This is a genomic window from Tenacibaculum sp. SG-28 (assembly GCF_002954385.1).
Lineage (GTDB): Bacteria > Bacteroidota > Bacteroidia > Flavobacteriales > Flavobacteriaceae > Polaribacter.
The window spans coordinates 19,376-36,184 of the sequence record NZ_MQVY01000006.1 but is presented as its reverse complement, the minus strand read 5'-3'; the positions used below and the strand labels follow the sequence as shown (position 1 = coordinate 36,184).

Annotated in this window: 19 protein-coding genes, 1 tRNA gene and 1 pseudogene; 8 read left to right on the top strand and 13 right to left on the bottom strand. The window is 34.4% G+C overall.

The features are described from left to right. Positions 1-72 precede the first annotated feature (72 nt). Positions 73-1,136: pseudogene (gene aroC, locus BSU00_RS11955) on the bottom strand (chorismate synthase). 268 nt (positions 1,137-1,404) lie between these two features. On the opposite strand from aroC, the gene BSU00_RS11950 reads away from it, so the two are divergent. From BSU00_RS11950 to BSU00_RS14135, 4 genes are all read left to right on the top strand, one after another. Beyond that, a tRNA-Ser gene (locus tag BSU00_RS11950) sits at positions 1,405-1,489 on the top strand. Positions 1,490-1,706: 217 nt separating this feature from the next. Continuing rightward, on the top strand, positions 1,707-2,066 hold the full coding sequence (locus BSU00_RS11945) for a hypothetical protein (protein ID WP_105004583.1): 360 nt from the start codon (positions 1,707-1,709) through the stop codon (positions 2,064-2,066). Between the two features lie 601 nt (positions 2,067-2,667). Next, the gene (locus BSU00_RS11940) at positions 2,668-3,618 is read left to right on the top strand and encodes an OmpA family protein (RefSeq protein ID WP_369820338.1); all 951 of its coding nucleotides are present in this window, start codon (positions 2,668-2,670) and stop codon (positions 3,616-3,618) included. Beyond that, complete coding sequence (locus BSU00_RS14135; RefSeq protein WP_369820339.1) at positions 3,618-3,764, top strand: OmpA family protein; 147 nt, start codon at positions 3,618-3,620, stop codon at positions 3,762-3,764. Before BSU00_RS11940 ends, BSU00_RS14135 begins: the two co-directional genes overlap by 1 nt. Before the next feature lie 65 nt (positions 3,765-3,829). Here BSU00_RS14135 and BSU00_RS11935 read toward each other — a convergent pair whose 3' ends face one another. The 10 genes from BSU00_RS11935 to BSU00_RS11895 form a co-directional block, all read right to left on the bottom strand. Continuing rightward, complete coding sequence (locus tag BSU00_RS11935) at positions 3,830-4,315, bottom strand: thioredoxin family protein (protein ID WP_105004582.1); 486 nt, start codon at positions 4,313-4,315, stop codon at positions 3,830-3,832. Positions 4,316-4,549: 234 nt separating this feature from the next. Further along, positions 4,550-6,241: an energy-dependent translational throttle protein EttA gene (ettA, locus tag BSU00_RS11930; protein ID WP_105004581.1), complete on the bottom strand. Its 1,692-nt coding sequence runs from the start codon at positions 6,239-6,241 to the stop codon at positions 4,550-4,552. 25 nt (positions 6,242-6,266) lie between these two features. After that, positions 6,267-6,449 carry a CAL67264 family membrane protein gene (locus BSU00_RS11925; RefSeq protein ID WP_105004580.1) on the bottom strand — a complete coding sequence of 61 codons (183 nt, stop codon included), beginning with the start codon at positions 6,447-6,449 and terminating at the stop codon, positions 6,267-6,269. A gap of 243 nt (positions 6,450-6,692) precedes the next feature. After that, a complete protein-coding gene (locus BSU00_RS11920; RefSeq protein ID WP_105004579.1) occupies positions 6,693-8,720 on the bottom strand; it encodes an NADPH-dependent 2,4-dienoyl-CoA reductase in 2,028 nt (675 codons plus the stop codon). A gap of 121 nt (positions 8,721-8,841) precedes the next feature. After that, on the bottom strand, positions 8,842-9,414 hold the full coding sequence (locus tag BSU00_RS11915) for a phosphatase PAP2 family protein (RefSeq protein ID WP_105004578.1): 573 nt from the start codon (positions 9,412-9,414) through the stop codon (positions 8,842-8,844). Positions 9,415-9,418: 4 nt separating this feature from the next. Next, the gene (locus BSU00_RS14130; protein ID WP_369820337.1) at positions 9,419-10,003 is read right to left on the bottom strand and encodes an FKBP-type peptidyl-prolyl cis-trans isomerase; all 585 of its coding nucleotides are present in this window, start codon (positions 10,001-10,003) and stop codon (positions 9,419-9,421) included. Beyond that, positions 9,895-10,461, bottom strand: coding sequence for a peptidylprolyl isomerase (locus tag BSU00_RS14125; protein WP_369820336.1), 567 nt, complete (start codon positions 10,459-10,461; stop codon positions 9,895-9,897). Before BSU00_RS14125 ends, BSU00_RS14130 begins: the two co-directional genes overlap by 109 nt. 77 nt (positions 10,462-10,538) lie before the next feature. Continuing rightward, a complete protein-coding gene (locus BSU00_RS14120; RefSeq protein ID WP_105004577.1) occupies positions 10,539-11,264 on the bottom strand; it encodes an FKBP-type peptidyl-prolyl cis-trans isomerase in 726 nt (241 codons plus the stop codon). An 11-nt stretch (positions 11,265-11,275) separates the two neighbouring features. Then, positions 11,276-11,698, bottom strand: coding sequence for an FKBP-type peptidyl-prolyl cis-trans isomerase (locus BSU00_RS11900; RefSeq protein WP_158254435.1), 423 nt, complete (start codon positions 11,696-11,698; stop codon positions 11,276-11,278). 99 nt (positions 11,699-11,797) lie between these two features. Next, positions 11,798-12,829, bottom strand: coding sequence for a bifunctional oligoribonuclease/PAP phosphatase NrnA (locus tag BSU00_RS11895; RefSeq protein ID WP_105004575.1), 1,032 nt, complete (start codon positions 12,827-12,829; stop codon positions 11,798-11,800). Between the two features lie 132 nt (positions 12,830-12,961). Between BSU00_RS11895 and BSU00_RS11890 the strand changes: the two genes are divergently transcribed. Next, positions 12,962-13,381: a nucleoside-diphosphate kinase gene (locus BSU00_RS11890; protein ID WP_105004574.1), complete on the top strand. Its 420-nt coding sequence runs from the start codon at positions 12,962-12,964 to the stop codon at positions 13,379-13,381. A gap of 104 nt (positions 13,382-13,485) precedes the next feature. Here BSU00_RS11890 and BSU00_RS11885 read toward each other — a convergent pair whose 3' ends face one another. Together BSU00_RS11885 and BSU00_RS11880 are read right to left on the bottom strand one after the other, a co-directional pair. Continuing rightward, the gene (locus BSU00_RS11885) at positions 13,486-13,782 is read right to left on the bottom strand and encodes a DUF721 domain-containing protein (protein ID WP_105004573.1); all 297 of its coding nucleotides are present in this window, start codon (positions 13,780-13,782) and stop codon (positions 13,486-13,488) included. A gap of 13 nt (positions 13,783-13,795) precedes the next feature. Beyond that, a complete protein-coding gene (locus BSU00_RS11880; RefSeq protein ID WP_105004572.1) occupies positions 13,796-14,875 on the bottom strand; it encodes a DNA replication/repair protein RecF in 1,080 nt (359 codons plus the stop codon). A 113-nt stretch (positions 14,876-14,988) separates the two neighbouring features. On the opposite strand from BSU00_RS11880, the gene BSU00_RS11875 reads away from it, so the two are divergent. The 3 genes from BSU00_RS11875 (at position 14,989) to BSU00_RS11865 (ending at position 16,804) form a co-directional block, all read left to right on the top strand. After that, a complete protein-coding gene (locus tag BSU00_RS11875) occupies positions 14,989-15,771 on the top strand; it encodes a tol-pal system YbgF family protein (RefSeq protein WP_105004571.1) in 783 nt (260 codons plus the stop codon). Positions 15,772-15,839: 68 nt separating this feature from the next. Next, the gene (gene ribH, locus BSU00_RS11870; protein ID WP_105004570.1) at positions 15,840-16,346 is read left to right on the top strand and encodes a 6,7-dimethyl-8-ribityllumazine synthase; all 507 of its coding nucleotides are present in this window, start codon (positions 15,840-15,842) and stop codon (positions 16,344-16,346) included. 182 nt (positions 16,347-16,528) lie between these two features. Further along, entirely contained in the window at positions 16,529-16,804 is a 276-nt protein-coding gene (locus BSU00_RS11865) for a riboflavin synthase subunit beta (RefSeq protein WP_105004569.1), read from the top strand. The last annotated feature ends 5 nt before the right edge of the window (positions 16,805-16,809 follow it).

The following is a 16,809-nucleotide window of genomic DNA, read 5'->3' as shown; positions in this document are numbered from 1 at the left end:
GTATTCGCATTATATAAATACCTACTAAATTATATGTACCTCTTAATAATTAGCACCATGAAAAGCATGATACTAGTTTAACTTTCGCGTTTTATGAAGTAACCAAAAGTCGGCTAAAACAAGTGCAGCCATAGCTTCAACAATAGGTACAGCTCTCGGCACAACACAAGGATCGTGTCTTCCTTTACCTTGTATTTCTGTACTTTTTCCTTCCGCGTCTATGGTAGGCTGGTTTTGCATAATAGTTGCAACCGGCTTGAAGGCAACTCTAAAATAAATATCCATACCATTAGATATTCCTCCTGTATACCACCAGATAAATTAGATTCGGTAGAACCATCTTTATTAAAAATATCGTTGTGCTCTGAACCAGTCATTTTAGCACCACAAAAGCCACTCCCGAACTCAAATCCTTTAACTGCATTAATAGATAACATCGCTCTACCTAATTCTGCATGTAATTTCGAAAAGATTGGTTCTCCAAGACCTAATGGAACATTTTGTACCACACAAGTAATAGTTCCACCAATAGTATCGCCTTGTTTTCTTATATCCTTTATTTTATCAATCATCTTAGTCGCAAACTCCACATCAGGACAACGAACTATATTCTCTTCAATTTTTGAAAAATCAAGGGATTGATAAGGCTTTTCTAAAAAAATATCTCCGACAGAGGAAGTATAAGCATTGATTGAAATATGCGCAATTAATTGCTTTGCAAGAGCTCCAGCAACAACCCAATTGGCAGTTTCTCTAGCAGAAGTTCTACCTCCCCCACGATAATCTCTCACACCAAACTTTTTATCGTAAGTATAATCTGCATGGGAGGGGCGGTAAACATTCGTATTGTGGTTATAATCTTTACTTTTCTGATTTGTATTCTTAATTATAAAACCAATCGAGGTACCGGTGGTAACACCATCAAAGATACCGGACAGAAATTCTACTTGATCTGGTTCTTTTCGCTGCGTTACAATTTTAGATTGACCTGGCTTCCGCCTGTTTAACTCTTGTTGAATAGCTTCAAAGTTCACCTTTAATCCTGCAGGAAAACCGTCAATTACGCCGCCAATAGCAACACCATGTGACTCACCAAATGTGGTTAGTTTTAAAATATTTCCAAACGTGTTAAACATATCTACTAAATTTAAAACGAAAGTAGAATTATTTATGATAATAACATCACTAAATAGTAAAAAAAAGAGTGCAAAGTGGAATATCTATGCTAATATAATAAAACAAGAAAAGAGTAATTAATAAGTAAAAAGACTAAATCTATTGATATTAAAATACTTAACGATGAAAGAAAAAATAAGTAAAAAAAAAGCATTTAAAATTTGTTGTTATCTAAAAAAAGGTTCTATATTTGCATCCGCATTAGGGAAATAACTAATGTATGTCTAAGGAGAAATGGCAGAGTGGTCGAATGCGGCGGTCTTGAAAACCGTTGTCTGTAACAGGACCGGGGGTTCGAATCCCTCTTTCTCCGCAAATCCGGAGCTATTGCTTCGGATTTTTTTAGGGGATTAAAGAAAACTTGCACACGCAAGTTTTTTTTTGTCTTTACCGTAAAGAATTTTTTTTATACTTATAGAATTTCACAGGTACTTATTTTTCAATAGGTAATAAAAACACAATTAGTAATTCAAAATAGAATATCTGAATGTATTTTTTTTTATAAATTACACCGAACAAAACAATAACTAATGAAGGAACTCAAAGCCAAATTTCAAAAACAAACAGGCAGCAACATTGCAACAGACTTCACTAATTCATCCTATGAAAAATGGCTGGAAACAGAACTAATACAATACCAAAAAAAAGAGAACTATTACAAAAGAGAATTCTTAAAAGAAGTAGCTAACGAACTGCATAGCGCAGAAAAAAAACACCCGAAATATCCAAAATGTGATTTTAAAAAACTTGCTATTTTATCTGAAGAAGCAGGTGAGGTAGCAAAAGCAGTGCTTCATTACCATTATGAAAATGGTTCGCTAGAGGATATTAAAACTGAATTAACCCAAACCGCTGCTATGTGCATGAGAATGTATAACAGTCTACTGTAAAAAAATAGGTTTCAAAAAAAACCCACTCAAAAAATTGAGTGGGAAAATTGCTATGAAAAAGAACTTAGGACGTCTCCTAAGTAAAACAAATATACGTAAATATTTAAAAATAAATCTACTTTTAAAAAATAAAATGCTTTCAATATTAAGCAACTATAACAATCTAGCTTTATTACTAGAGAAAAAATATAACCGTAGCCATTATACAAAATAGCACTTGGGGAAATAATCGAAAGGCATAATAATACAAATCACTAGAATAGTTATTTATGATCCACAGTAAAAAAGCGTTTATACTGTATTAATAGCTTATAAAAATTGGCTCAAAATTTAATACAATTCAATTGAAAAAAAGTTCTATAGAGAATTATACTATATACATTCATCTCCAAATTAACTAATAGTTTTCTTGAATAAAATTTTACAAGAAGGACAAAATAATTTCTTATTTATTTACATGTAACTAACCTTCTAAAATAAATTTTATTAACATTTTCTTTAACAAAAAATTAACAATAAAGAATGAAATTTTGTATCTTGCAAAACTTCTTAAAGTAGAAGAAGAAAGGAAATAATAAAAAATTAGTTAAAAAACTTAATTATGAAAAACACTTTATTGAGTGCTGCGCTACTAATGTTTGGCGGTGTAGCTTTTGCACAAGATTTACCTGAAAATCCAGAACCTGGAAAATGTTATGTTCGGTGTAAAACTCCTGAAGTATGGAAAAACGAAGATGTTACTATTGAGGTAGCTCCAGCCTACAAAAAAATCGTTACCTATCCGGCAGAATACAAAACTGTGACCGAAAGGGTAATAGTTAAAGAAGCAGGACAACGTCTTGAAATTGTACCACCAGTTTGGGAAACAAAAACTGTTTCTTATACCGCAAAAGAAGATGCTAATGCATTGCGTGTAATAAAAGCCACTTTTTCACCAGATACTGAAACGATAGAAACTAAAGCCGCATCTGCAAACTGGGAAATGAGTGAAAAAGCTCCCGATTGTGAATCTAGTGATCCTAACGATTGTAGATATTGGTGCTACAAGCCTGTTCCTGCTAAATATGTAACCATACCGTTATCTAAGTTAGCACAAGATGCATCTACTACTTCTTCTCCAGTTCCTGGATACGAAAAGACCTATACTAAAAGGGTAATGGTAACACCTCCAACTACAAGAACCGTAGAAATTCCTGCGGAATATGGAACTATTAAAAAAATCGTTCTTGTAAAAGATGCGTGGCAAGAAGAAGTTACTGTTCCTGCTGTTTACAAAACAGTTACGAAAGAGGTTCTTGTTAACAAGGGTGGATTAACTACATGGAAAGAGGTAGAATGTACTCTTGTAGATAACACTTTGTTACCGATAACCTGGAACTTAGGAAGTTCTACCTTAACCTCTGAAGCAAAAACAATAATTGACGGTACCTTACTACCGATCCTTAAAGATGGTGTTGCAGTAGCAATTGAATCGCATACCGACTCTAGAGCTCCGCTGAATTCAACCAAGAGTTATCGGAAAAAAGAGCGCAAGCAGTTTCCAATTATTTAATCTCGAAAGGTGTTAACCCTAGTCAAATAACGGCAAATGGTTATGGTGAGTCTAGATTAACTAACAGATGTTCGGATGGTGTTTCATGTACAGAGGCAGAACACAGAAAAAACAGAAGAACGACATTTAGAGTTATTAACCAATAGTTACTGTTTTTAGTGACAGAAATAAAAACCGAAGTAGATACTTCGGTTTTTTATATGTTGTATTTTTAATAGTTTTCGATAACAGACTGGATAAATGGATAGTAATATTCTGTTAAGATTAATCCTTTTTTAGAATCGATCATCTTACCGCGATGATTCACAAAAACAAGAGCTGGATAAGAACTTATCTTATACTTCTTTTTTAAATTATTATTAACTTTTAATTTATCGGGTGTCACTAAATTTTTATTTCTTGGGTTGTCTGCTTCATAAAGTATTAGATCTTTGTCTGCAATAGTTTTAAATTTTTCAGTATGAAATAACTTTTTATCTAAAACCATACAAGGACCACACCAATCCGAACCAGTAAAATAAATTAGCACCGGTTTATTTTCCTTTTTAGACTTTTTTATAGCTTCTTTAAAAGTAGGAGCCCAATTTAAATGAATTTCTTCTGTTACTGCTAAATCAGAGCTATCTTTCTTTTCTTGGCTAAAAATAGTTCCGTTTAAAACAAAAAGAGCTAAAAGAAATACAATATTATTTTTCATAAATACTAGTTTTCTCAAAAATATCAAAAAAACAATACATTATGAAATGTAATTTTACAAGAAAAATCTCCTGTTAGATTAACGATATTATAATTCCACAAAAAATAGAAAACAAAACATATTCTAAAATAGGATAACTTTAATTCTATATGTGAAGGAATTTTAAAGCTGATAACTCGCCTACCTTTCATTATGTATCCTTCGCTCTTTGTAAAGGACTTATATTTGACTAACTTAACGAATTAACTTCTTATATTTTATTCGTTTTGGCATTAAATCGCCTCCTAAACGTTTCTTTTTATTTTCTTCATACTCCGAAAAAGAGCCTTCAAAGAAATACACCTGACTATCTCCCTCAAAAGCAAGAATATGCGTACAAATCCTATCTAAAAACCATCGGTCATGGGAAATAACAACCGCACATCCAGCAAAATTCTCAAGTCCTTCTTCCAATGCTCGAAGCGTATTAACATCTAAATCGTTTGTAGGCTCATCCAACAACAATACATTTCCTTCCTCCTTTAGGGTCATGGCCAAATGCAGTCTATTGCGCTCTCCTCCAGACAAAGTAGCCACTTTCTTATTCTGTTCGTTTCCAGAAAAATTAAATCTGCTCAAATAGGCTCTTGAATTTACCTGTTTTCCACCCATCATTACAAGGTCTTGACTATCCGAAAAATTCTCCCAAATAGTCTTATTGGGATCTATATTAGAATGGCTTTGATCTACATAAGCTATTTTGGCAGTATCTCCTACCGAAAAAGTTCCAGAATCTGGTTTCTCCTCTCCCATTATCATCCGGAAAATAGTAGTTTTTCCAGCTCCATTAGGTCCAATAACTCCAACAATACCTGCTTGCGGTAAATTAAACTCTAACTTTTCATATAGTAATTTATCCCCATAGGCCTTTGCTACTTGTGTTGCCTCGATGACATTGGTACCTAATCGAGGTCCATTGGGAATAAATATTTCTAGTTTTTCTTCTGCTTGTTTCTGGTCTTGATTTAATAATTTGTCGTAGTTCTTTAATCTAGCCTTAGATTTTGCTTGACGCCCTTTTGCCCCTTGTCGAACCCATTCCAACTCTCGTTCTAATGTTTTTTGTCTTTTAGAGGCAGTTTTACTTTCTTGTGCCAAACGCTTTGACTTTTGATCTAACCAAGAAGAATAATTACCTTTCCAAGGAATTCCTTCTCCTCTATCTAATTCGAGTATCCACCCTGCTACATTATCCAAGAAATAACGATCGTGTGTTACAGCAATCACGGTACCCTTGTATTGCGCCAGATGATGCTCTAACCAATGTACCGATTCCGCATCCAAATGGTTTGTTGGCTCATCTAGAAGTAAGATCTCTGGTTCTTGCAATAACAATCTACACAGTGCAACCCTTCTTCTCTCCCCTCCGGATAGAACTCCAATCTTTTTATCCGGTTCTGGAGTTCTAAGTGCATCCATGGCTATTTCTAATTTGGTGTCTAATTCCCAAGCGTTTGAGGCATCAATTTTATCTTGAAGCTCTGCTTGCCTGTCCATTAGTTTTTGCATCTTATCTGCATCAGAGTATACTTCCTCCAAACCAAACATGTCATTAATTTTATTGTATTCGTCCAAAACTGCTACCACATCTGCAACCCCCTCTTTTACAATCTCTAATACTGTTTTATCTTCATCTAGTTTTGGTTCTTGTTCTAAATAACCCACTTTATAACCTGGAGAAAAAACTACATCTCCTTGAAAGTTTTTTTCAACTCCTGCAATGATCTTTAGTAGAGTTGATTTACCAGAACCATTTAGTCCTAAAATCCCAATTTTAGCTCCGTAAAAAAAGCTTAAATAAATATCCTTTAAAACTTGCTTTCCCGTACTTTGATAGGTCTTTGAAACCTTATTCATGGAAAAGATAACTTTTTTATCGTCGCTCATAATATTTATATTTGTTATATGTTATTTAGACTCTTCCTTTTAGCGCATTGAAAACCCATGCATTCGCAAAAAAACCAAGACCCACAGCCCCAAAACCATATCCTGCAATTTCGTCATATTTAAAGACTGCTAAAGCAACTAATAAAACCCCCATAAAAATCATTATAAAAGTTGCCCATCCGAGCACTGTATTTTTATTCATACTCATAATACTAAATTTTATTTTCTATCGCGAAAAGGTAAAATTACCCAGCTATATATTGAAAGTAAAAACAAATATCGTAATTATTTAAAAAATAAAATAGAAAAGAAGAATATATGTTACAATTGGCAGCTATTTTAGCTTGGAAATTTACTTTTAACAGGTACGCATAATAGAACTTTATTCGAACAAAAAACCATGCGTAATTGCAATCACATGGTTGTTTTATGTTAAAAAGTAATTTATATTTTAGAGTATTGCACCCAACCTACTGCCTTGATTAATAGCCTCCTTTGCATCTAACTCTGCAGCGACATGTGCTCCACCAATCACATGCACTGTTGCTCCTTTTGCTACCAATGGGTCGTGTAATTCTTTGAAAGGAAGCTGCCCTGCACAAACAATAATGTGATCTACTTCCAGCAATTGCTCTTGCTCATCTTTTATATAATGTAATCCTCTATCATCAATTTTAGTATACTGTACTTCATTGATAAATTGTACTTTTTTCTTTTTCAAAGTAGCGCGATGAATCCAACCGGTTGTTTTTCCGAGGTTTCCTCCAAACTTACCTTTACTTCTTTTGAACATAAAAATTTCTCTCGGCGATGGATGTACTTCAGGCGAAACACCCTCGATACCACTTCGTGCCTGTAAAGATTTATCTATTCCCCACTCTTGAAGCCAAGCATCGATATTCTGACTTGTACTTTCTCCTTTGTGGGATAAATATTCTGAAACGTCAAAACCTATCCCTCCTGCACCAATGACAGCAACTCTTTTACCAACCTCTTTTTTATGCTTAATTACATCAATATAACTCAGCACTTTTTCATGGTCGATTCCAGCAATCGGGGGTTTTCTTGGTACAATTCCGGTAGCCAGTACAATTTCGTCATAACCTGCCGCTAACAATTCTTGGGAGGTAACTTTAGTATTTAAATGAACCGTTACATTATGAAGCTCTATCTGTTTGTTAAAATATCGAATAGTCTCGTAGAATTCTTCTTTCCCTGGAATTTGTTTGGCAATGTTAAATTGCCCTCCTATTTCACTTTCTGCATCGTATAAAGTAACATCATGTCCACGCATTGCTGCGATAGTAGATGCTGCTAGACCAGCAGGGCCAGCCCCAACTACAGCGATTCGCTTCTTTTCTGTCGTTGGATTATAATTTAATTCTGTTTCATGACATGCTCTTGGATTTACGAGACAACTGGCAATTTTCTTCTGGAATACGTGATCCAAACATGCCTGGTTACATGCGATACAGGTGTTAATTTCGTCTTCTCTTTCTTCTTCTGCTTTTTTAACCCACTCCGGGTCCGCCAAAAATGGTCTTGCCATAGAAACCATATCCGCATGCCCTTGTGCTAAAATATCTTCTGCAACATCTGGCATATTAATCCGATTAGAGGTAATTAAAGGAATGGATACTTCCGCTTTCATTTTTTGCGTTACCCAAGAAAAAGCAGCCCGAGGTACCGAGGTAGCAATTGTTGGAATTCTTGCTTCATGCCATCCAATACCGGTATTTATAATTGTTGCTCCCGCTTTTTCAATGGCTTTTCCTAATTGTACAACCTCCTGCCAAGAACTTCCCTGTTCCACCAAATCTAACATAGACAAACGATAAATGATAATAAAGTTTGGTCCTACTGCCTCTCTAGTTTCTGTAACTAATTGTACCGGTAACTTAATTCTATTTTCATATTCTCCCCCCCAGCTATCCATTCTTTTATTGGTTCTCTTTACAATAAATTGGTTGATTAAGTATCCTTCTGAACCCATTATTTCTATACCGTCATACCCAGCCTCCTTGGCTAATTTTGCAGAATTAATAAAATCTCTTATGGTTCTTTTTATTCCTGATTGCTTCAGTTTAAAAGGCTTAAAGGGAGATATGGGAGCTTGTATTGCGGAAGGCGCTACACTAAATGGATGGTATGCATATCGTCCGGTGTGTAAGATTTGCATGCAAATCTTACCCCCTTCTCGATGAACTGCCTCTGTTATAACTTTATGCTCTCTCACATGTTTTCTAGTACTCATTCTTGCAGAAAATGGCGCAGTCCATCCTTGAACGTTCGGAGAGATGCCTCCGGTAACTATAAGTCCAACACCGCCTCTTGCTCGTTCAGCATAGTAGGTAGCTATTTTTTGAACCCCCTTCTTTTCTTCTTCTAATCCAGTATGCATAGACCCCATTAAAACCCTGTTTTTAAGCGTAGTAAATCCAAGATCTAAAGGTTTAAATATATGCTTATACTTTGTCATAATTCTATAGTTTTTGTTTTTTTATTATGCACGCATAACAAATGCAAGATAGTACAAATTACTTATATATTAAAAAAAAAGCATTTTCGTTCGAAAATGCTTAGCAATGCTTATTAACTTTTTAAAAGTAGGGTTGTTTAAATATTTTTTGATGCAGTATGCGATAAAGTCTAAAAAATAACCACCCCAAAATAATTCCAGAAATATATCCCATGGTAACATCTAATGGATAATGTACTCCTAAATATATTCTACTATATCCAAAGAATAATGGAAAAACGAGAAGTGCATAAATACTTTTGGATCTCGTTCGAAACATTAGAATCATAAAAACAGTAAAAGTAGTAGACAAGGATGCATGTCCTGACCAAAAACTGTAGCCTTTAGGCTTGTAGGAAAAATAGCGCAGATGGTCTTGTAAAGCATCTGTATTACATGGTCTTGTTCTCGAGGTGATACCCTTTATAAAATTAGTGAACTGATCAGAAAAAGCGACAAGAAAAATTAAAAAGACTAAGGTAAACACCCCTTTTTTAACTCCTAATTGCCGAAACATATATACTAAAACCAGCAAAAAAACCGGTGCCCAATTAAATTGTTTGGTTATTGCTAACCAAAAGGAGTCAAAACGAGGACTTCCTAAACTATTTAGAAATAATAGTAACTCTGTATCTAATTCAAATAAACTCTCCATCAATTTACTTTCCTACCTTAAGAATTTCAACCTCTAATACCAAATCCGTTTTTGGAGGAATTGGCCCTATGCCTCTTTCTCCATACCCAAGGTAATATGGAATGAAAAATACAGCCTTATCTCCTTCGCGCATGGTCTTCACTCCTTCTTTCCAACCGGCGATTAAACTCATCTCATCTATTACAAAACTTAGAGGTTCTCCTTTCTCTATACTAGAGTCTACCTTTTTTCCATTAGCGGTATAAATTTCATAGTGTGCTTGCGTAAGCAATGCTGGATTGACTTTTTTACCTTTTCCTTTTTGAAGATAGCGTATTTTTAGGCCTGAAGCGGTCTCTGTCGCTTTCTGAATACCCATACTATCCAAAAATTCTTGCTTCAATTTTTCGAGCATACGCTTTCTTTCGGCTTCCCTTTCTTCCGCATTTGCCAATTCCGTTTCAAAAACAAGAGGAGCGTCGAAAGCTTTCGCATCTTTTCCTACTCGAAGTATCTCAATGTGATTGATGATATTGTTTTTTGAATGGTATCTACGATTTCTTGTCCTTTGAGAACCATACCAAATACCGTATGCTTCCCATCTAACCATGGTGTTGCTTTGTGGGTTATGAAAAATTGACTGGAGTTGGTATTAACTCCAGAATTTGCCATAGACAAAACACCTTTTTTATCGTGTTTGAATAGTAATTCCCCTTTTTCGTTCATTGGAAATTCATCTGGGAAACGGTATCCAGCATTTCCTTTACCCGTTCCAGTAATGTCACCTCCTTGAATCATAAAATCTTTAATCACACGATGAAATACAGTAGCATCGTAATATGGTTTTCCTTTCAAGGAATCTGTCATTTGCGGATTGTTACCTTCGGCTAATGCAATAAAATTTGCAACAGTCATTGGCACTTCATCTTTATGTAATTTTAAAAGAATATCTCCTCTATTTGTTTGGATATCTGCGTATATACCACTTTCTAAGTCTGGATATTTAACAGACTTACAAGAAAAAAATAAAGTGGTGACTAGAACAAAAATAGCAGTATTAAATTTCATTTTAATTAGGTATTTGTATAAATCTACTAAAAACTAGGCTAGCACAATACTAGCCTAAAAAATACTTTTTATTAACTCTATTTTACTTCTAAAAGCTCCACTTCAAAAACCAAGGTTGAAAATGGTTTAATTTTATCTCCCTTTTGAAGATAACCATACGCTAATTCTTGCGGAATAAAGAATTTATATTTCGCTCCTGGCTTCATTAACTGAAGTCCCTCAGTCCATCCTTTGATAACTTGAGTAACACCAAATTCAGCAGGTTGGTTTCTCTCCACAGAACTATCAAAAACGGTACCGTCAATTAAAGTTCCTGTATAATGTACTTTAACCCTAGCGCTTTCTTTAGGTGCTTCTCCTTCTCCCTCTTTTAATACCGAATATTGTAATCCTGAAGCCGTCGTTACGACACCAGAATTATTTTTATTTTTCTCTAAAAAGTCTTCATTTACTTTTTTATACTCTCCAAACTTTCTTATGGCCTCAATCTCCTGCTTCTCCTGCATCAACTTCATCTTATCCTCTTGTGCTTTTCTAAAATAATTAGATATGACAATATTGGCATCCTTGGGATCGATTTTCAAGTCTGTAGAATCTAATACACTTTTAAAACCTTGTAAAAACATATCATAGTCTGCTTCTTTAAAATTCACGGTAATTTTAGTAGCCATATCTACACCAATAGCATAACTGACAGAATCGATATCCGAATTCAGCGAACTGTTTGTTTTAAGCTGTCCGTTACTACATGATACAATAGTTAGTCCGACAATCGCAGCGGCAATAATTTTAGTTATTCTCATTTTAATATAATTTACTTTTTAATATTTATGTTGTGTAAAGTTACTGTACTAATAAGAGACTCGTTTACTCCTATTTTGTTTCCATCTCCTACCACCCCAAAAGCACTGTAAGATGGAATCAAAAAAGTAACTGTTTCTCCTATTTTCATTCTCTTTACACCGTCTTGCAGAGCAGGTATAAAATCCTCTTTATCTACGGTGTAAAATCGTTTTTGTTTTTTATAAACTAGTTCGTTCTGTAAATTCCTGATATCAAATTCGATTTCTATTTGATCATTTGTCTTCGGAGTAAGACTAGCCAAACTATCTTTTTTCTGGTAAAAGTACCAGTATCCATTGGTACTGGTAAGGTAAACATTTACGGTATCTCTTGCTATTAACAATTCTAATTTTTTCTTTTCAGCAGCATTTAGCTTCTTATTTTTCTCAATCAATTCATTATAAAAAATTGTTTTCCCTGCTGCTTAGGTTTTCGTGCTACTTCTTCCTTACACGAAAGTAAAACAAATGCAAAAACTAGAAAAATAACAGGTCTAAAGTGTCGCATATGAGGTTTGTAATTCGTTGGCATAGTTAGGTAATAAACTGGTAAACTTCTTCACGGTTTCTTCGATAGATAAATTGCTCTTTCCTCCTGCTGCATTGTCATGACCGCCACCATTAAAATACTTTCGAGCAAATTGATTAACAGAGAAAGTACCTTTAGAACGAAATGAAATTTTCGTAATTCCTTGTTCCGCATCTTCTATAAAGATTACACCAAAAACAATTCCTTTAATCGATAGTGCATAGTTAACAATACCCTCTGTATCACCTTTCGAGTAATTAAATTTTCGCTTTTCTTCTTCAGATATGGTTATGTACGCTGTTTTAAACTCTGGTAATACCTGTAAATTAGATAGCGCTTGCCCGAGAAGTAGCAAGCGACTTTGCGAATTTGCGTCATTTACATTACTGTGAATTCTATCATTTGCAGCACCCTTGTCAATTAAATCTGCTATAACGCGATGGGTTTGGCTTGTTGTTGATCTAAAACGAAAAGAGCCGGTATCGGTCATAATACCAGTATACAAACAAGTTGCTATATCTTTATTAATCATACCCTTGTCTCCCATTTTAGCAATAAAGTTGTACACCATCTGACAAGTTGATGACATTTCTGTATCGGAATACATGTAGGTAAAATCGTCGGGTTGTTGGTGATGGTCAATGAGAACGAAATCACAACGCATGGTTTCCAATGTATTTTGCATATCTGTTCCTACCCTGTGAAAAGCATTAAAGTCTAATAAAAATATTATATCTACTTTACGCAAAGCACGTAAGCATTGTTTATTTTGTCTATCGAAACGATAAACTGTTTCAGAACCCGGAATCCAATGTAAAAAATCAGGATATTCATTAGGCATTAAAACTTGCGTTTGATGGCCTTTTAAATCAAAATAATGCTTTAACCCAAGCGTAGACCCAATAGCGTCACCATCGGGATTTCTATGCCCTATGACAACTATGTTTCTAGGTTGTAAAAGATATTCTTTTAACTTGTCAAATTGTTTTAAAATCATAAGTGGCGAATATACAAATTAATGTTTTATCTACCTTTTGCCATTACCTATTTCTTGATTATACAAGACTTAACTTGCTCATAACATTAAAAGTCGTAAATTTGCGCCGATTTAAAAAAGAAGATTGATAAAATGGCAACAAATAGAACATTTACAATGATTAAACCAGATGCAGTTGAAAACGGACATACTGGTGCTATATTAGAAAAAATCAATGCTGCAGGTTTTAGAATTGTAGCAATGAAAAAAACACACATGACAAAGCGCGACGCAGAAACGTTTTATGCAATCCATAGCGAGCGTCCATTCTTTGGAGAGCTAGTGGAATTCATGACAAGAGGACCAATTGTTGCAGCTATATTAGAAAAAGATAATGCTGTGGAAGACTTCAGAACTTTAATTGGCGCGACCAATCCTGCAGAAGCAGCGGAAGGAACAATCCGTAAATTATTTGCAACTTCTATAGGTGAGAACGCAGTACATGGTTCAGATTCTGATGACAATGCAGCTATTGAAGGAGCTTTTCACTTCTCAGGTAGAGAAATGTTTTAATCCAATTTGGCAAGAATCACTATTTATTTATCATAAAAAAACTCGTCATAAATTTTGACGAGTTTTTTATGAAAACTAGTTTTACTCAAGTTTTTATCTCTAATCTACACCAGCAATAGTCTTTTCACCACTTCCTCGCGCATTTCTTCGTTCAACATTCCTTTAATTTTTTCTTTTCCATGGCTTAGTTCTTCTCGCAACACTGAGGAACGCAATCGAATAAATAAGGTTCCACTTTGCAACTTTATCTCCTCGGTATACGATGCAACACCGGGTCCCATTATTTTATACCAAGCTTCTTCAATATGAATTTTATGAAATCCTTTTTCTAATTTATTTTCTTTGATAAAACTCTTCATTAAATCCTTTACGGAGTGGCTGTCGTTTTCTCTTTTCGCCATCAAAAATCGTGTGTTAAAGTTTAAACATTTGATATTCTTTGTCACTTTTTCTCAAAACATTTTCAGTTCTATCTGCATGGGTATCGGTTATAAAAATTTGGCCAAAATCATCATTGTTTACCAAATCGATAATTTGAGAAACTCGCTGCTCATCTAATTTATCAAAAATATCATCTAACAGTAAAATTGGTGTTCGTTTTGCTTGTTTTTTTATAAAGTCAAATTGTGCAAATTTCAGGGCAATTAAATAGGATTTTTGTTGCCCTTGTGATCCGAATTTTTTAATCGGGTAACTTTCTATTTCAAAAACCAAATCATCTTTGTGAACGCCAACTGTAGAATATTGCATTATTTTATCTTTCTCTAAATGTAATTGCAACAATTCTTCAAACGAAGTACTATTTAGCTGGCTTTTATACACTAGATTCACAGTTTCAGCTGCACCGGTAATAACTTTGTGCTTCTCGATAAAGATAGGTAAAAACTCTTTTAAAAAAGAGCTTCGTTTTTCATAAATAACAGTTCCATGCTGAACTAACTGTTGGTCATAAATCTTCAAATTAAGTGCATCAAAGGTGCGATTTGCTGCAAAGTATTTCAAAAGAGCATTTCTTTGGGTTAGCGTTTTATTGTAGGCAATTAAATGCGACAAATAGGTTTTGTCTTGTTGCGAAATAACACCATCCATAAACTTTCTGCGCGTATCACTTCCTTCAATTATTAAATCGCGATCGGCAGGAGAGATGATTACCAAAGGTAATTGCCCAATATGATCGGAAATCTTATCATATACCTTCCCATTTCTTTTTAACACCTTCTTTTGTCCCTTTTTCAAAGAACACAAAACAGATTCTGGACGGTTTTCGATAAGATAATCTCCTTCGATCATAAAAAAACCTTCTCCATGCCGTATGTTTTGACCAGCAATGGCATTAAAATAACTTTTGGTAAAAGACAGATAATAAATAGCGTCTAACACATTTGTTTTACCGACTCCATTAGCTCCCACAAAACAATTAATTTTCTTTTGAAATGTGAAGGATTTTGATTCAATGTTTTTAAAATTCACCAAGGAAATTCGCTGCAAATACATGTAAAAAAAATGTTTCTTAAAAGGTAGCGCAAATTATTGAAATTTTACTAAAAATCGGTTTTTAATTCCAATTAAAAAAACTATTTTTGTCGGCACCAATTTTTTAAGCAATTATGGCAACATACAAGAAAAGAGGTTATAAACCTAAGAAAGAAAAAAACGCACAAGAAGTAGAGGAAACTTTTGACGAATCACAAAGTACAACTGCTGAGGTGTTTAACAACTTAGACGATGCAGCTAATAAATCAGAACAATGGATTGAAAAAAACAGCCAACCATTGTTTTACGGATTGGTTGGGATTGCGGCCGTAATTTTGGTTTTCTTGGCCTACAATAAATTTGTAGCAGAACCAGCAGAGCTTGACGCATCAAACGAGCTTGCATACCCTCGTACCTTTTTTGATGAAGCCACAACTTCTACAGGTAAAACGGCGGATTCTTTATATACGCTTGGGTTAGAAGGTGGTGAAGGAAAATACGGATTTCTTGATATTGCAGATAGTTTTTCAGGTACCAAAGCAGGAAATTTAGCGAACTATTACGCCGGTATCTCATATCTAAAAATGAAAAAATACGAAGATGCTATCGAGTATTTGAGTAAATACTCGTCAGAGGATGAACTATTAGGTCCTACTGCATTAGGAGCTATAGGGGATGCTTTTGCGGATATCAACCAATTAGAGGATGCTCTTGACTATTATGAAAAAGCCGCAAATAAAAAAGATAATGACTTTACATCACCGTTATTCTTATTTAAAGCTGGTCAAATAGCAATGAACTTAAAAGATTTCAGCAGAGCAGAGCGTTTGTTTACCACGATTAAAGAAAGATATAGCGAATCTTCTCAGGGTAGAGATATAGAAAAGTACATCAACGGGGCTAAGTACGCGCAATAATTGCGTGGCTAAAATTGAGTTTACGTATCTTTACAGTATCAATTTTACAGTACGTTAATACAAAATAAATGGCAACAACAAATTTATCTTATTACGATAAAGCTTCAATCCCAAATGCGAAAGATTTTCGATTTGGGATTGTTGTTTCAGAATGGAACCCTGAAATAACTAATAACCTACACCAAGGAGCAATAGATACCCTTATAGATTGCGGAACACTTAAAGAAAACATCATATCGTGGGATGTTCCGGGTAGTTTTGAACTGGTATATGGATGTAAAAAAATAATTGAAACCCATAAGTTAGACGCTGTAATTGCCATCGGGAACGTTATACAAGGAGAAACGAAACACTTTGATTTTGTATGTGATGGGGTAACTCAAGGAATTACCAATCTAAATATTAAATATGATGTTCCGGTTATTTTTTGTGTATTAACCGATAACACAAAACAACAATCTATAGATAGATCTGGAGGAAAACTTGGAAATAAAGGAATTGAATGTGCTGTAGCTGCCGTAAAAATGGCCGCATTAAAACAACAAAAAAGAACATCCAATTCTTTAGGTTTTTAACAGACTATCCAATAGCGCTTGCGCTACTACTAGTTCCTGTAAAGAAAAAGAAGCAAACGCTTAAAAACACAAGTTCCCAAGGGTAACTTAGATGTTAAGATTTTTTACCAACCGATGTAAATTCAGTATTTTTGGATATGGTGGTGTAATTTTTGTGCACTTAAACGCAAAACAAAACTTTTATGGGATTTATAAAAAAAGAAAATAAAAAATTTGATTATACTCCTCGTTACTACAAGGGAGAGGGAAACCCTTATGAGGTAAAACATAAATTTGACAAATTCAGAACCACTGTTGGGAAAAAGAAAAGTTTAAAAGGTAAATTTAATGCTGCCATTGACGAATTTAAAAATTCTAAAAACGGTGGATTTAACAAAACGCATGCCATTATCATTATCATTTTGATTTTTATATTTCTGTACATTATCGACTTTGAACTATCCATTTTTTTATCGTAATAACC

Excerpts from the sequence above, each read along its gene's own strand:
- BSU00_RS11935 (WP_105004582.1), bottom strand. The coding sequence starts at position 4,315 with ATGAAAAATAATATTGTATTTCTTTTAGCTCTTTTTGTTTTAAACGGA.
- BSU00_RS11920 (WP_105004579.1), bottom strand. The coding sequence starts at position 8,720 with ATGACAAAGTATAAGCATATATTTAAACCTTTAGATCTTGGATTTACT.
- BSU00_RS11890 (WP_105004574.1), top strand. The coding sequence starts at position 12,962 with ATGGCAACAAATAGAACATTTACAATGATTAAACCAGATGCAGTTGAA.
- BSU00_RS14120 (WP_105004577.1), bottom strand. The coding sequence starts at position 11,264 with ATGAGAATAACTAAAATTATTGCCGCTGCGATTGTCGGACTAACTATT.
- ettA (WP_105004581.1), bottom strand. The coding sequence starts at position 6,241 with ATGAGCGACGATAAAAAAGTTATCTTTTCCATGAATAAGGTTTCAAAG.
- BSU00_RS11880 (WP_105004572.1), bottom strand. The coding sequence starts at position 14,875 with ATGTATTTGCAGCGAATTTCCTTGGTGAATTTTAAAAACATTGAATCA.
- BSU00_RS11915 (WP_105004578.1), bottom strand. The coding sequence starts at position 9,414 with ATGGAGAGTTTATTTGAATTAGATACAGAGTTACTATTATTTCTAAAT.
- BSU00_RS11940 (WP_369820338.1), top strand. The coding sequence starts at position 2,668 with ATGAAAAACACTTTATTGAGTGCTGCGCTACTAATGTTTGGCGGTGTA.
- BSU00_RS11945 (WP_105004583.1), top strand. The coding sequence starts at position 1,707 with ATGAAGGAACTCAAAGCCAAATTTCAAAAACAAACAGGCAGCAACATT.
- BSU00_RS11875 (WP_105004571.1), top strand. The coding sequence starts at position 14,989 with ATGGCAACATACAAGAAAAGAGGTTATAAACCTAAGAAAGAAAAAAAC.
- BSU00_RS11865 (WP_105004569.1), top strand. The coding sequence starts at position 16,529 with ATGGGATTTATAAAAAAAGAAAATAAAAAATTTGATTATACTCCTCGT.
- ribH (WP_105004570.1), top strand. The coding sequence starts at position 15,840 with ATGGCAACAACAAATTTATCTTATTACGATAAAGCTTCAATCCCAAAT.
- BSU00_RS11925 (WP_105004580.1), bottom strand. The coding sequence starts at position 6,449 with ATGAGTATGAATAAAAATACAGTGCTCGGATGGGCAACTTTTATAATG.
- BSU00_RS14125 (WP_369820336.1), bottom strand. The coding sequence starts at position 10,461 with ATGAAATTTAATACTGCTATTTTTGTTCTAGTCACCACTTTATTTTTT.
- BSU00_RS11885 (WP_105004573.1), bottom strand. The coding sequence starts at position 13,782 with ATGGCGAAAAGAGAAAACGACAGCCACTCCGTAAAGGATTTAATGAAG.
- BSU00_RS14130 (WP_369820337.1), bottom strand. The coding sequence starts at position 10,003 with ATGGTTAGATGGGAAGCATACGGTATTTGGTATGGTTCTCAAAGGACA.
- BSU00_RS11895 (WP_105004575.1), bottom strand. The coding sequence starts at position 12,829 with ATGATTTTAAAACAATTTGACAAGTTAAAAGAATATCTTTTACAACCT.